This window comes from Lutibacter sp. (assembly GCF_016342705.1).
Taxonomy (GTDB): Bacteria; Bacteroidota; Bacteroidia; order Flavobacteriales; family Flavobacteriaceae; genus Lutibacter.
On sequence record NZ_JAEINV010000003.1, the window covers coordinates 84245 to 100413 of the forward strand.

At 29.5% G+C, this 16169-nt stretch carries 10 protein-coding genes; 6 read left to right on the plus strand and 4 right to left on the minus strand.

Going from position 1 to position 16169, the window contains the following annotated elements; all coding sequences use genetic code 11:
- Positions 1-131: 131 nt before the first annotated feature.
- Positions 132-1832: a lysine--tRNA ligase gene (gene lysS / locus JEY78_RS04010; protein WP_291846962.1), complete on the minus strand. Its 1701-nt coding sequence runs from the start codon at positions 1830-1832 to the stop codon at positions 132-134.
- A 252-nt stretch (positions 1833-2084) separates the two neighbouring features.
- Entirely contained in the window at positions 2085-2591 is a 507-nt protein-coding gene (locus JEY78_RS04015) for a DUF456 domain-containing protein (RefSeq protein ID WP_291846965.1), read from the minus strand.
- 131 nt (positions 2592-2722) lie between these two features.
- Between JEY78_RS04015 and JEY78_RS04020 the strand changes: the two genes are divergently transcribed.
- Genes JEY78_RS04020 through JEY78_RS04035 form a run of 4 tightly spaced genes read left to right on the plus strand, consistent with a single transcriptional unit; the run spans position 2723 to position 6640 of the window.
- Positions 2723-3094 (plus strand): BlaI/MecI/CopY family transcriptional regulator, encoded by a 372-nt coding sequence (locus JEY78_RS04020; RefSeq protein WP_291846968.1) that lies wholly within the window; start codon positions 2723-2725, stop codon positions 3092-3094.
- A complete protein-coding gene (locus JEY78_RS04025; protein WP_291846970.1) occupies positions 3091-4854 on the plus strand; it encodes an energy transducer TonB in 1764 nt (587 codons plus the stop codon). Before JEY78_RS04020 ends, JEY78_RS04025 begins: the two co-directional genes overlap by 4 nt.
- Before the next feature lie 13 nt (positions 4855-4867).
- Positions 4868-6124, plus strand: coding sequence for a tetratricopeptide repeat protein (locus JEY78_RS04030; RefSeq protein ID WP_291846973.1), 1257 nt, complete (start codon positions 4868-4870; stop codon positions 6122-6124).
- 39 nt (positions 6125-6163) lie between these two features.
- Complete coding sequence (locus tag JEY78_RS04035; RefSeq protein ID WP_291846974.1) at positions 6164-6640, plus strand: hypothetical protein; 477 nt, start codon at positions 6164-6166, stop codon at positions 6638-6640.
- A 4-nt stretch (positions 6641-6644) separates the two neighbouring features.
- Here JEY78_RS04035 and JEY78_RS04040 read toward each other — a convergent pair whose 3' ends face one another.
- Entirely contained in the window at positions 6645-8879 is a 2235-nt protein-coding gene (locus JEY78_RS04040) for a hypothetical protein (RefSeq protein WP_291846976.1), read from the minus strand.
- A gap of 220 nt (positions 8880-9099) precedes the next feature.
- Between JEY78_RS04040 and JEY78_RS04045 the strand changes: the two genes are divergently transcribed.
- Both JEY78_RS04045 and JEY78_RS04050 read left to right on the plus strand, forming a co-directional pair.
- Complete coding sequence (locus JEY78_RS04045; RefSeq protein ID WP_291846978.1) at positions 9100-12006, plus strand: PEP/pyruvate-binding domain-containing protein; 2907 nt, start codon at positions 9100-9102, stop codon at positions 12004-12006.
- A 1-nt stretch (position 12007) separates the two neighbouring features.
- On the plus strand, positions 12008-13267 hold the full coding sequence (locus tag JEY78_RS04050) for a serine hydrolase (RefSeq protein WP_291846980.1): 1260 nt from the start codon (positions 12008-12010) through the stop codon (positions 13265-13267).
- 1 nt (position 13268) lies between these two features.
- Here the strand turns inward: JEY78_RS04050 and JEY78_RS04055 are convergent, their stop codons facing one another.
- Positions 13269-16094 (minus strand): MFS transporter, encoded by a 2826-nt coding sequence (locus JEY78_RS04055; RefSeq protein WP_291846982.1) that lies wholly within the window; start codon positions 16092-16094, stop codon positions 13269-13271.
- Positions 16095-16169 lie beyond the last annotated feature (75 nt).

The following is a 16169-nucleotide window of genomic DNA, read 5'->3' on the forward strand; positions in this document are numbered from 1 at the left end:
TGATTGGTATTTTACTTTATTTAGCAGGTTTTAATACTAAATAGCTTTTATATGAAAAAGGAACTACGTTGAAGTAATTCCCTTTTAATAATATATGAGATGCTGAAACAAGTTCAGCATGACGTTTTAATTTAAATTAACTCAACAAATAAACCATCATCGGTATTACTTACTTTGGCTAAGTTGTGTTTAGTTAATCCTTTTAAGGTTTTATCCCATTTTTTATTACTGAATTCACTTTGTATTTTCAAATCATTCAATAAAATTTTATTTACTTTTTTAAGCATTTCAAACAATACTTTTTCATCATCATTTAATTCTACAGAAGGTGCTTTTTTCTCTGGTTTCATTTGAGGGAAGAATAAAACTTCTTGAATAGAAGCATTATTGGTCATAAACATTACCAAACGGTCAATTCCAATTCCAATTCCTGAAGTTGGAGGCATTCCGTATTCTAAAGCACGAATAAAATCTTGATCTATAAACATAGCTTCATCATCACCCTTTTCTGAAAGTGCCAATTGATCTTCAAAACGAGCACGTTGGTCAATAGGATCGTTTAACTCAGAATATGCGTTGGCTAATTCCTTACCGTTTACCATTAATTCAAAACGTTCTGTTAAAGCAGGATTTGTTCTGTGTTCTTTGGTAAGTGGGCTCATTTCTTTTGGATAATCCGTTATAAATGTTGGCTGAATGTAGTGGTGCTCACATTTTTCACCAAATAATTCATCAATCATTTTTCCAATTCCCATAGTCTCATCAACATCAATCCCTACTTTTTTACAAACGTCTCTTAATTCAACTTCATTCATTCCAGCCACGTCAAAACCAGTGTGGATTTTAATAGCTTCTAAAATTGGAACTCTTGGATAAGGCGCTTTAAAACTTACTTTATTATTACCAATCATAACTTCAGAAGTATTATTTGTATCCAAACAAATTTTCTCCAATAACTCTTCCGTCATACTCATCATCCAGTTATAATCTTTGTATGCAACATACAATTCCATCACTGTAAATTCAGGGTTATGCGTTCTATCCATTCCTTCATTTCTAAAGTCTTTCGCAAACTCGTAAACAGCATCAAAACCACCAACAATTAATCTTTTTAAGTACAATTCATTGGCAATACGCAAATACAATGGCATATCTAATGCATTGTGATGTGTCATAAAAGGGCGTGCAGCTGCACCTCCAGGAATTGGTTGTAAAATTGGTGTTTCAACTTCTAAATACCCACGTGTATTAAAAAATTCACGCATAGAAGTGGTTATTTTTGTACGTTTTATGAATGTTTCTTTAACGTGATCGTTTACAATTAAATCTACATAACGTCTTCTATAACGTTGTTCATTATCTGAAAAAGCATCGTGAACTTTTCCATCAGCATCTGTTTTTACAACCGGCAATGGACGTAAACTTTTAGAAAGCACTGTTAATTCTTTTACGTTTACAGATTCTTCCCCAACTTTGGTTTTAAAAACTTCACCTTTAATTCCAATAATATCACCCATATCCAATAATTTTTTGAATACAGTATTGTACATTGTCCCTTCATCATCAGAAGAAATTTCATCTCTGTTAATGTAGATTTGCATTCTTCCACTGGCATCTTTTAATTCTGCAAATGATGCTTTACCCATAATTCTACGGCTCATCATTCTCCCAGCTAATACAACCTCCTTACCATCAAAATCTTCAAAATTATTTATGATATCCTTTATAGTTGCTGTAGTTTTAAATTCTTCAGCAGGATATGGGTTGATACCTAAATCACGTAATTTTTGTAACGATTCTCTTCTAATTATTTCAAGTGGTGATAATTGCATAATGCGATTTTTATATGTTGTATTTATTTTACAGTGCGCAAAGATACAATCAATTCAGAAAAATAGGTAATTTAGAAAGAAAAAGTGTTTAGAATTTGTAATCAAAAATAAATTTATATATTTGCGTATCGCTTTTAAAGCGATTTAGTTGTGTTGTTTGACGTGTAAAAGCGTCGTGGTTTAATAAACCAATGGAAAGCTTCCCGAAAAACCGGGACGCTTTTTTTGTTTTTAAGAGGTATATGTTAAAGCTTAAAAATTGAAAAAAGAGGCTTTATATTCCCAAAAAATTGAAAAATACAAGCCTGTAAAAATTACTGCTACTACAAATTTTAACAGCGTTCCTGTTAAAAAACCAATAAATGATCCGTAAGATGCTTTTAATGCTTTTTTCGGATTTTTACTATCATAAATCATTTCTCCAATAAAAGCACCAACAAAAGGTCCAATAATTAATCCAATAGGAGGGAAGAAAAATATTCCCAGAATTAAACCGATGGTTGTGCCTATAACTCCAAATTTAGTACCTCCAAATTTTTTAGTTCCAACCGATGGAATGACATAGTCTAAAACTAAAACTGCAATTGCAACTACCAAAGTAATACCTAACAGTGTATAATTAATAGGAACAATTTTTGTGAGGTACAATAATAATAAACCAAACCAACCCAATATTGGACCAGGTAAAACCGGTAAAATTGAACCAATAATTCCTGTGACGGCTAATAAAAAACCAACTATTAAAAGAAAAATATCCATACGCTAAAGTAAGTTTTCAATTTTAAATTGTAAAGGTTTTTCTAAAAATTTACTATTTTACAACTAAAATATTAGTTAAAACTAAATATTTAGTTATATTTGTATTATTGAACTAAACAATTAGTTATAAAATGGAGAAACAATTAACAAAAGCTGAAGAGCAATTTATGCAAGTTTTATGGGAAATAGAGCAGGGAAGTGTGCAAGATATTATTGACAAATTACCCGAGCCAAAGCCAGCGTATAACACAGTTTCAACTATTATTAGAATTTTAGAGACTAAAGAATTTGTTGCTCATAAAGCCAAGGGTAGAGGTTATATTTATTTTCCGCTCATAAAAAAAGCGGATTATAGTAACCAAAGTTTGCAAAAGTTGGTTGATGGCTATTTTGATGGTTCATTTAAAAGTTTGGTATCCTTTTTTGTGAAAAAAAACGATGTTGATTTAAATGAATTAGAAACTATTTTAAAAAGTATTAACAAAAAAAATGCTGATAAATGATAAATTTTATACTTCAAGTGGTATTGTTTCAAGCACTGTTTTTAGCGGTGTACGATTTCTTTTTACAAAAGGAAACCTTTTTTAAATGGAACAGATTTTATTTATTGTTAACTCCCGTTTTAGCATTTGTAATTCCTTTTTTAAAATTTGAAAGTTTGCAAAAAAGTGTTCCCATTCAATATGTTGAACAATTGCCAACTGTGTTTTTAAATCCGCAAGCAGTAATTTTGCAAACCGTTAAAATTGAGTCTTCTATGAATTATTTTGAAATTGGTTTTTATGTTGGAATCGTACTTTTTTTAATTCTATTTTTAATCAAATTATTTAAAATTATTCAATTAATTGTAACTAATGAAGTTGTGAAAAGCGAAAACTTTAAATTGGTTTTATTAAATAAAAAGAAGTCAGCCTTTTCGTTTTTCAATTATATATTTATAAAAAGAGATTTTGTTAAACAAAAAGTATTTTCCATTATCCAACACGAAATGGTGCATTGCAAACAATTACACACATTAGATTTATTGTTTTTTGAATTCTTAAAAATAGCAATGTGGTTTAATCCTTTAATTTATGTGTATCAAAACCGTATTACCTTATTACATGAGTATATTTCTGATGCCGAAGTTGTAAAGAAAACGGATAAGCATAATTATTTTAACACCATACTTTCCCAAACTTTTAATGTAGAAAACATTTCATTTATCAACCAATTTTTTAAACATTCATTAATTAAAAAAAGAATAGCTATGATTACCAAAAACAAATCACAAAAAATTAAACAATTAAAGTATTTATTAATGATCCCTTTAATTGGAGGAATGTTGGTTTTAAGTTCATTTGAAGATAAAAAAGAATCTAATATTCAAGCATTGCCTATAATTGATGAGGTTATAAGTTCAAATGAAATTATTGAGAATGTAAAAGTTGAAGAAAGTAGTAAAGTGTTAAAGAAGAATGATACACTTATTGAAACTTTAGATGTTCCGTTTAGTGAAATAGAAAATGTTCCAGTTTTTCCGGGTTGCACAGGAACTGAAGAAGAATTAAAAAAATGTTTACAAGAAGGTATTACTAATCATGTAAATAAGAATTTTAATACAAATCTTACAAAAGAATTAAAACTAGAACCTGGTGTTCAAAGAATTTATGTGATGTTTAAAATTGATAAAGATGGAAATATTTCTGATATTAAATCTAGAGCGTCGCATAAAGCACTAGAAGATGAAGCTATTCGAGTGGTTAGTTTGTTGCCAAAAATGACTCCAGGAAAGCACAAAAGTAATTTTGTAAATGTTAAATATGCTCTACCAATTGCTTTTAAGGTTGATGGAAAAATAGCTAAAGATGAAATTCCAAAATATACTAAAAAACGCATTGATAGTTTAATATCAGAAAATGTGGATGTTGATCTTCCTTTTGCTGTTATTGAAAATGTTCCTGTTTTTCCAGGTTGTGAAGGATCAGAAGAAGAGTTAAAAGCTTGTATCCAAGAAAACATTACAAATCATGTGGCTAAAAACTTTAATTCAGGATTAGCAAAAACCTTGGGTTTAAAACCTGGAATTAAAAGAGTTTTTGTGATATTTAAAATTAATAAAGAAGGGAATATTACAGATGTTCAAGCAAGAGCACCACATGAAAATTTAGAAGAAGAAGCTGTTAGAGTTGTGAGTAGTTTGCCTAAAATGATACCAGGGAAATATGGTGGACAAGCAGTTGGTGTTAAATATAGTTTGCCAATTGCGTTTAAAGTAGATTAAAAATTTAAATGCTATGAAAAAGATTATTATATCATTATTGCTATTATTAGTTGTATTAAAAACCGAAGCACAATTTTCGGTTTTTAGCGCTGTAGATAGTTTGTTGTTAAAAGGAAACTATCAAAACGCATTGGTTTTGTTAGAAAGGTCACAACCAAAAACCTTTGCAATTTTTGAAAAAACAGCTAGTATTTATCAATCCGTAGGCAATGAAAATAAAGCGTTAATATATTTAAATAAAGCCCTTGAATTAGAAAATAGTGAAACGGCAAAAGTAAAATTAGCACAATTGTATTTAGCCATTGGATTAACTTCAAAAGCTATAGAAACGTATGAGGTTTTAATTGCAAAAGATACTTCTAATTTATTGGTTGCAAATAGTTTAGGAAAGTTGTATTTATCACAAAATCAGCCAATAAGAGCTGAGAAATTGTTTCGGTTTTTACAAAGTAAAGATGCTGAAAACCCAAATTATCCATACCAAATAGGTGAGTGCTTAGATAAGCAAAACAAGTTTAATGAAATGGGACAGAGTTATTTAGATGCCTATAAATTAGATACACTTCATTTAAAAAGTATTTTTGAATTGGTTAATTTTTTTAAAAAGTTACGTTTTAAAGATTCCACAACACTGTTTATTAATAAAGGGTTACAAATAGATTCTAATAACATTAATTTCAACCAGTTAAAAGCAAACGATTTATATTATACCAAAGATTTTAAAAACACCTTAGTCTATTTAAAAAAATTAGACAGTTTAAATTATGTTTCAGTAAGTACGTATGAAATGGCTGGAATGTGTTATTATAATTTACAAGATTTTGATTTGGCTGAAAAATATTTTAAAAATGCCATAAAGTTAGATCCAAGTGATTATACTATTTATTACCGTTTAGCCACTTTGTATTATGATAAAAAGGATTTTGAAATGGCTAGATTTTACCTCATTCGATCTATTGGTACGGCAAAACCAGATTTAGATCGGCAATATTTTTTAATGGGAATTATGTTAAAAGAAGAGCATAATTTAAAAGAAGCTATTGATAATTTTGAGAAATCTTTTCAAAATAATTATAACAATTATAAAGCCTTGTTTGAATTGGCAACAACTTCTGATATGTATTATGAAGATAAAAAAATGGCTTTAAAAAGGTTTCAACAATATGTAAGTAGGTTTAAAGGAAACGATGAAAAAATGACCATTTATGCTGAAGGAAGAATTCAAGAAATTAAAAAACAATACTTTCTTGAAGGTGAAATTGTTGACTAACAGAAAATATTGTATTTTCACCCGGTGAATTAAAAAACCATGTTGAAGCAATTTTTAAGTCTAGTATTTTTAATTATCGTATTAGTTTCTTGTTCCTATTTTGGTAATACATCCAAAAAGGATGGCATTATGCCAGTAGATACTATTGTGGATTTTAATACGGTGGATGCATTTCCATTATTTCCAAATTGTGAACATATTCCATCAAGAGAAAAGCAACAAATTTGTTTTCAGTTAGAAATGTCGCAACACATTTACGCGTCTATAAAAGAGCACCAGTTGAATGCTAAAGAAATTATAAATGATACTGTTTTAGTAAAATTAAAAGTTGATAATTTTGGTAAAATTAGTTTGTCGGGCATAAAAATTTCAGAAAAAACAAAAACACTTCTCCCAAATTTTGATAGTATTGTTAAAGTTAGTTTACAAAATTTACCCACATTGCAACCGGCAATAAAAAGAGATATGCCAGTTACTACAGAATTTACGTTACCAATAATTTTAAAACAATTTTAATTATCTATTTAATTGATTTAGAGGTTAATGTGTTAACAAAAAGAATATTTCCAATATTATCATAACCTTCAAATATTTCTAGGTTATTTTCAGATTTCATCATTCCTTCGTGGAATCCTATAAGAGTTAAATCAGCATCTACGGAATTTTCATTAATCAAGTCTCTTCTACTTTTATCATCTTCAATTGGTAGCACACGAATATTATTTGCTGAAATTGGTAAACGTCCAGAAGAAGTTAATTCAATTAAATTTTGTTCTTCTTGGGCAATATTTTCTTTTGCAAAAGTTGCAAATATTTTAATTTCTCCTTTTTTCCAATCTGGATGGCCTAAAATAATATAAGATAGTAAAATCATTAAATTGGCATTCTCATAATCCTGTTTGCTTATCCAAACATGAATATCTTTTTTATAACCAAAACCTTTATCAGAAGAAGCTAAAATACATAAATCGTACTGAGCACTTTTTAAAACACTAAAGTTATCAATAATAGTAGTTAGCCAATCTTTTTTACCTTTTTTATATTCAAAAAGCATCATGTTATTTGGCTGACCCGAAATCCCTGGTTGTTGAATTGCCTGAATAATTGCGGCGGTATTTGAAGGTGAAATTAAAGTTTCAACAAAAACATTATTTTTACTAGAAGACGCCGTTTTAATTAATTTTTCAAGTTTTATTTCAGCACTTTTTTTAGATTCTTTTGAAAAATAAGCTTGTTCAAAATGAATATAGGTTCCAAACCCATATCTATGAGATATCCATTTCATCATTTCCATAGCTCCATAACGTTCAAAACTATCTTTAGATAAACAAATTACAGCCGGTCTCCAGGCTTCTTCAGTTTTTTCTTTTTCCGTTTTTTGAAGAAATACTTGCATTGTTCTACTAAATTGATGAATTACTCCTTGAAAAATAGTAGCCATTCCTTTTTTATTTTCACTTTTTATGGTAATATAAAAGTAAATTCCAACCATTAAAGCAATTGCTGCAATAGCATAAGTTGTGTTAATTTTAAACATTAAAAACACACACATTACAGCTCCTAAAAGAGATAAATACCATTTAGATTTAAATGAAGGACGGTATGATGGGTCTGCAGCAAAATGTTGCATAAAAGAGATTAAACAAAGAGAACCATAAGTTACCATAAAGAACATAGAAATAATTTCAGCAACGGCATTTACATCACCCATTAAAACAAAAATAAGTGCAATTCCACTTGTTAAAATAGTTGCATTTCTTGGCTCGTTATTTTTTGCAGTTCCTTTAGCCACAAAAGTATTTAACATTTTATTCGGAAATACATAATCTCCCCCAATAGCTTGTAAAGTACGTGGAGCAACCATAAACGAACCCAAAGCTGATGAAATAGTTGCAGCAGCCAAACCAATTGGGATAATTGGACCCCAAAGTGCAATTTTACTCATTATAAGCTGGTCATTAATTAAATCACTAGCACTAGCGGATGAGGTTAATTTTAAAGCTATAAATACATATATTATCATACCAATAATAGTGGCAGATAATGTTCCCATTGGAATAGATTTTTTCGGATCTTTTAAATCTCCTGATAATCCTACGCCGGCTGTCATACCTGTAAATGCGGGGAAAATAATAGCAAAAACATAAAAGAAACCATTTTCGGGAGTAGTTCCTTTAAATAATTGTGAACTTTCAAAAACATTTCCAAATTCAGTGGAACCAAAAAAGAATAATACTAATGAAACGGCCAAAATAGCCACAACAACATATAATGCTTTCATTCCTAAATCTGCACCTTTAGTAACCATGAGCCAAATTAAAAGTAATAATGCAGGGATACTAAATAAACGATTGTCGTATAACTCGTAACCAAATTCAGATGCAACCCAAGGTTTTATGGCTTCAAAAGATTCGGCAAATGCAATAACATAAAAGGCTACGCTAATTGCTTGAGAAAGGTATAACGTAATACCAATAGCAGCACCAATATTAACTCCAAATGATCTAGAAATAATAAAATATTCGCCACCACCTTCAACTTTTTGGTTGGTAGCAATTTCTGCTAAAGCCATTGCGGTTGGAATTGTTACCAAATGGCCAATTATTATAATAGCTAGTGTTCCCATAAAACCAACGGAACCAACAGCAAATCCAAATCGTAAGAACATTACGGCTCCTAAAATTGTTGAAATAGCTGTTAAAAAAACAGGAAGAGTGCCAAAATTTGCCTTAGCGGATACCAATGTTTTATTCATAATAAAAAATAAATACTAGTTAAATTTCATTTAAAGTAACTATAAAATTAGTCACTTTTTGTTGGATAAAAGTAAACAAATAATGCTGTCAACAATTTAAATTTAAAATAAAATTAAGAATAAATGGATTTTTTTAATTTGATTTAAAATGGATTTACCTTAAATTTAGAATTTATGGCATTATATTTGAAATTCAAACTATTATATCAATAACAATTATATGAAAAAACAAATACTTTTCAGTTTTTTAGCAAGTATTTTCTCAATAGTAATTTTTTCGCAAAATTTAAGTAATCAATATATTAAAGAACAAATAGCAGTATTTAAAAATGATGTAAGAGGTCCTTATAAAGATATACGATGGTTTTGTAAAGATGGAAGTGTGCGCCAACCAAAAGATCCTTGTCCACTAGAAATTGGACCTGGAGTACAACATGCGCGTTATAAAGATGTAGTTGAGAATATTGGTAAAAAAAATCACGTTTTTTTAGGACAAATTTTGGCATATTCCACAAATCAAGAATTTTGGGATTCTCAAAATCACAATTCACGTATTAAACAATATCAATTAGATAAGTATTTACGAAGTGTAGATGATGGTTGGGTATTACAAAAAGCACAATATTATAGAGGAGCGGTTCAGGTTGAAGATGAAGAAGCTTGGGGAATTGATTTTTATAAATGGTTATTAACAGGTGATACAAGTATTACTAAAAATTTCTTTTTAATTCGTCAATCATTAAAAGATATTCCACATAAAGGAGATGATAATGTAGCGCAATTAATGCGCAGCCAATCTAAAGTTTTATCAGATTTATTTCCTCAATTTATGGATTTACGTGTTAAAATTCACGGACAACCAGAATTTGTAGATATAGAAAAAGTAAAACAATTTAAAATAAAAAATGAAACAAAATTAACAGCTGCATTAAATCTAAAATTTGATGAGTTATTGGTAACTATGGCCAATTTTTACAAGCCAATTGATATTCAGGCGTTACCTAATAAAACCGGTTTGGTTAAAAATACACCCATTGGAAATTTCATTAAAGAATATGCTGTGAATATTAGTACAACTGCTAATGCTTCAAAACTAGTTTCGGAATCTGCTTTGTTGTTGTTGGAATTAAGAAAAGCAGTTTTAGTTGAAAAACGAGCACAAGCCAGAGTTCAATTACTAGATGCTTCTTTAAAATTGGAAGAAGTTGTTTTTAAAAACGCATCCCAATGGCAGCCAATAACTATAAAAGAATTATTAGATAAAACATATTATTTAGCAATGGCAACTGCTGGAGCTGGTTATATTGAATTATGGGAATGGAATGAAATTGAACCAATTTTAAAATCAAAAAGCGCAACTTCACTTACTTTAAATGAGTTAACCACTATTTTACAATCGGCAAGAAGTGTTGTAGAGTGGAGTTCATCTATGGTAAAAGCAAATTATGAAGATGTTGTGAATATTTACACTGGATTTGAACCAAAATCGTATGGTTTTATTGATGATAAAATTAGAAGTTCGGTGACGTTACATTTAGGTAAAACGGTGGGTGATTTAGGAGATTTTATTGCCACAGAATCTTCATTAACCAATAAAGTGTTTAATATTTCAAACCAAAGTTCTGTTCGTGGATTAAATCCAGGTTATGCTTTTGGAGAATTGGTAGTTATTGATGGTTTACCAGAAGGTGTTGAGGTTTCTTCAAAAAAAATTTATATTTTTCAAAAACCACCATCAGATTTAAAACCTGTAGGAGGAATTGCCACTGTTGCTGAAGGAAATTTAGTTTCGCACGTGCAATTATTGGCGCGTAATTTAGGAATTCCAAATGCGGCATTGTCGGATGATAATCTTCAAAATTTAAAAAAATTCAACGGTCAAAAAGTGTTTTACGCGGTTTCAAATAAAGGAAATGTTATTATGAAATTAGAAAAAGATATGACTGCTGAAGAGAAGGCATTGTTTTCAAAAACAGCACGAAATGAAGCTAAAATTGCTGTTCCTGTTGAACAAATTCGTTTAGATGTGAATAGCATTTTAAATATGAGAAAAGTTGATGCGAAGGATTCAGGGAAAATATGCGGACCGAAAGCAGCTAATTTGGGACAATTGAAAAAAATGTTTCCAGATAAAGTAGTGGAAGGCGTTGTAATTCCTTTTGGGATTTTTAAATCGCATATGAATCAACCAATGCCAGGTCAAAATGTTTCCTATTGGAAATTTTTAACCAATATGTTTTTGGAAGCAGATAAACAGCGTTCTACTAATATTTCGGAAGCTGAAGTGGAAAAATTTCAATTAAAACAACTAGAAATTTTACGAGAAGCAATTAAAAAAATGCCGATTCAAGCAAGTTTTATTTCACAACTAGAAAGTGAATTTGTAGCGGTTTTAGGAAAAAAATTAGGTGAAGTTCCGGTGTTTTTAAGAAGTGATACCAATATGGAAGATTTAAAAGATTTTTCGGGAGCTGGTTTAAATTTAACCTTGTTTAATGTTGTTGCAAAAGATAAAATCTTACAAGGAATAAAGGATGTTTGGGCATCACCTTATACAGAACGTAGTTTTAAATGGCGTCAAAAATATTTATTGAATCCAGAAAATGTATTTCCTTCTATTTTGGTAATTCCGAGTGTTGATGTTGATTATTCTGGTGTTATGATTACAACGGGAATAAACTCTGGAAATTCAAAAGATTTAACCATTGCTTTTAGTAGAGGAGCAGGGGGTGCAGTTGACGGACAATCGGCAGAAGCTTATCAGTTAGGTGCTGATGGAACAACCAAATTAATTGCACCGGCAAGAGAATCGGATTACAATAGTTTGCCAACTACCGGCGGAACAGCTAAAAAATCTGCAACATTTGAAAGTTCTATTCTAAATCAACAGAATATAAAAGAAATTAGAGAATTAGCAGACAATGTGCGACAAAAAATGGCCAAAGAAGTAAATGCAGAATACAAAGGTGCGTATGATGTGGAGCTCGGATTTAAAAATAATAAATTATGGTTGTTTCAAATTAGACCATTTGTAGAAAATAAAAAGGCATTAAGTTCTGGATATTTAGAATCCATTACACCAAAAATTGATAAAAACAAGGAAGTAATACTTTCTAAAAAATTATAAAATGAAGCATTATTTAAAAATAGCAGTTGTTGCAATATTAAGTTGGACGTTTGTTGGAATGAATCCGTATCCAATAGATGGATATTCAAGAACAGGAATAAAACGACTATTGAGATTAGAACGCATAAAGAGTGGTGTAATAAAAGAGAATTTAAATTTACCTTCTGGTGCATTAAAATCTTACAATGAAATTGCATTAAGTTTAACTTCAAAAAAGAAAGATAGTACAGCTCAGTTTTTAGTTAAAGATGAAAAATTTAACAAGGAAATTAATGGTTTATTTTATGGGTTGGATAAAAGTTATTCGTTGTCTGTTTTAGATATTTCTGATGTTAATAATATTAGATATGCTGCCAGAAATGAATCGGCAGGATATCAGCCTGGAAGTGTTGGGAAATTAGCGGTTTTAACAGGTTTATTTACACAATTAGCAAAAATATATCCAGATTCTTTTGAAAAAAGAATTGAATTATTAAGAACAAAATCAGTAAAAGCAGGACAATGGGGAATGACAGATGAACATACAGTTCCAATTTTTAATATTGAAACAAATAAATTGGTAAAACGAACAGTAATTCCTAGTGATGTTTTTTCATTGTTTGAATGGGCAGACCATATGATGTCTGTCAGTAATAATGGAGCCGCGAGTATTGTTTGGAGAGAAACGTTATTGATGGCTTCTTTTGGCAAAGATTACCCATCTTTAACACAAGAAGGAGCAGATGCTTATTTTAAAAATACACCGAAAAAAGAATTGACAGATTTAGGAAATGATGTAGTGAATTTACCTTTAAGAAAATTGGGAATTACATTTGAAGAATGGCGTTTGGGAACTTTTTTTACAAGAGGTGCTAATAATTATATAGGCAGTAAAGATGGAAGTATTGGTAGTCCAATTGGTTTAATGAAGTTTTTAGTGCAATTAGAGCAAGGTAAAGTGGTTGACGAAAAATCTAGTTTAGAAATGAAAAGATTAATGTATATGACAGATAGAAGAATACGTTATGCACAAGCAACTGCATTAAAAGATGCTGCAGTTTATTTTAAATCTGGAAGTTTATATAAATGCGATAGAAGTAAAGGTGAAGTTTGTGGAAAATATATGGGGAATGTTCAAAATTTCATGAATTCAGTGGCGATTGTTGAACATCCCAATGGTAAAATATATATGGTTGCATTAATGACCAATGTTTTGCGTAAAAACTCAGCAAGTGATCATATGTATTTAGCAGGAAGTATAGATAAGTTAATTAATAAATAAGCTAAATTTTATTTAAAATCTCCAATGCTTTATTTTTAATATTGTCATTTGTGTCATTTATAACTAATTCAACCAACGGTTTATATTTAGAATCGTTGGTTTTTTCAATTAAATATAAAACGGCAAGTTTTAACTTACTGTCTTTTCTTTCTAATAAAGTTCTATAACACTCAGCTTCACTTAGCATTTTTAAGTTCAGTTTCTTTATTTTTTCTTCAGAAATTGCTTCTACTAAAATAGATTCGGCAATTGGAATTAATTCCTTTTTTAGCTGGTTATCTAAAATATTATCTAAAAATTCAATAGCGTGTATGCGTTGTTCTTCTTTTCCATTTAGAATGATGTTTAGTATTGGCTCTACATCATTTGGGGGGTATTTAATTCCTAAAAATCTAAAAATACGTTGTAACTGTCTATCTAAACGTTGTTCTAATAATTGCATTAAACCATTTCTAGCTTCTATAACTTCAACATTATCTTTTGAAAAATCTTTCTTTTTATATTGAATAACAATTTGAGAATGAATTACAGAAAGTGTGTTTTGATATAAATGACATTCATCCAGTACTTTATCAACAATATACCTATCTTTAATATATAAGTTTGGATATTTCCATTTTAATCTTTTTAAAGCTTCAATAGCTTCAATTTTAACAGAATGTTCTGTTTCATCTGTTAATTTTTTTAAGGAACTAATAGCCTTTTGAGAAGCAAATTTTTCAATAACTGCAATAACATGAACGGCATCATCTAAAGCAATAGATTCTTCTTTAACGCTTTTAACCAAAATATCATTAATAGGCTCTCCATAGCTAAATAATGCATCAATTGCCGCTTTTCTCGTGTCTTTTCCGCTTAAAAAATCAATTAGTTGAGGAATAAATACTTTATCTAAAGTTTTACCGCTGCTTAAAATTGCTGTATTCTGGATAGTTTGATTTTTGGAGTGTAATTGTTGATTTAAAATAGGGTAAAAATTTTCAACTCTTGCATTTCCAATAGCTTCTAAAATAGCTTGAATTTTATATGTTTTTTGTTCTTCAGAAATTAATTCATCACTTTGTTGTAACGCTAATTGAATTCTTTTTTCTAAATCAAATCTATTTTGAAGTAACGGATGGTTTCTTAACTCCAACGAAAGTCCTATTAGTGCAGCATTAGCAATAGTGTCATCTTTTCTGTTTAAATATTTATCAAAAAGGTCAATAGTATCTTCACCATATTTTTTTAATAAATACCTAAAAGCAGCCGTTGTAACTTGCTGATCGCGGTCATTTACCATAGTTTCTATTTGAAAACTTAAATTTTCGGACTTTAAAAAGTATAAATTTTCAATAGCTAAAGCTCTGATTTTTGGAGATTCATGAATTAATAATTTTTTGATTGCAGTAAAAAAGCGTTCATCTTTTGCTTCTAAGGTTTTTTGAAGCATATGCAGAATTTGTCCTTCAGAACCATTATTTAAAACCTTATTTACCGTATCAATAATAGAAGTAACTGCAATTTCTTTTTTAATTACTTTTTCTTTTTTAACGTGAGATGTATCTAATAATTCTTTAAAAGAAATAATATATTCTTTTCGTAAATGATAGATAAAATACAACCAAACTGAAATTAAAGCGATGATAATTAAACTAATATAGGTGGAAGAAATATCTAATCCGTTAATAAAAAATATTAATATAAATCCTGCTAAACCAGTTGCAATACTGTCTACAACAACATCGGTAAATGTTTTTGTTTTCTTTTTTGTTTCAATTGGAATTGGAATGGATAATAATTCGGTTGCTGCTTTATTAACCGATTGTTTTAAACTTCCGTCAATGATTTTAATAACTATTATTACCCAAATTTGAGGTAGAAATAATAGTAAAATAGAACCGATTACAATTCCTGAAGGTAGCCATAATAACGATCTTCCAACTCCAAAAGTACCAACAATACGTTGTGTTAAAAAAAGTTGTACTAATAAAGAAATAACACTTAAAGTTGAAAACCAAAAACCAAAAAAGGAAGTTAATTCATCTTGGTCTTGAATTAGCCGTGAAGCATAATCACTATATTGGTAATCTACCAATTTTGCAACCAGTACACTTAAACCAACAACAATGGCAATTAAACTGAGAAGTTTAGATTGTTTAATTAATTTAAATGGCGATTCTCCTTTTGGATTTGTACGAAGTGAAACTTGAAATGTGTTTAACTTAACGACTTCATTTTTCCAAATGTATTTTGTGATAGGTAAACAAAAAGCTACAAAAACTGCAGCCACAAAAAACAACACCTCGGTTCTTAAAAACGTAGTCAAGATTGATGTTAAATAACCACCAAAAATACCACCTGCAATTGCTCCTGCACCAATAAAACCAAATACTCGTTTAGCCTCTCTAACATTATAAACTAAGTTGGCTAAAATCCAAAATTGAGATGCTGTTAGTAAGCCAAAAATAGCCACCCAAACGTATGGAATGTATAAAATTATTCCACCAGCAATATTAAAGGTGAAAGCAACTCCAAAAACAATTAATGAAATTACCGATCCAATTATAGTGCCTTCAATTATTTTATTTAATGGATTCTTTTCTAGTAATTTATCGTAAAAAAAGGAACCAACCATTGCCATTATTGCCGTTAATACATAACCAAGCGGTAAGGCGTCAGAAGTTAATTCCGATAAAAAAAGTGAATTTATGGTGGGTTTAACAATTAATAATGTGGTTATTAATAAAAATATATTAAGTTGTAGTAAAAGTGTTTTATGAAGTTCTTCTTCTTTTAAATCAAATACTTTTAATATATATTTTTTTAAAACAACGCTAATCAACATTTATAATGCTTTTGTAAGTTGATGATTTTTTGATAAAGGTATTGAATTGAAAAGTGATTGCAAAGTATTTATTCC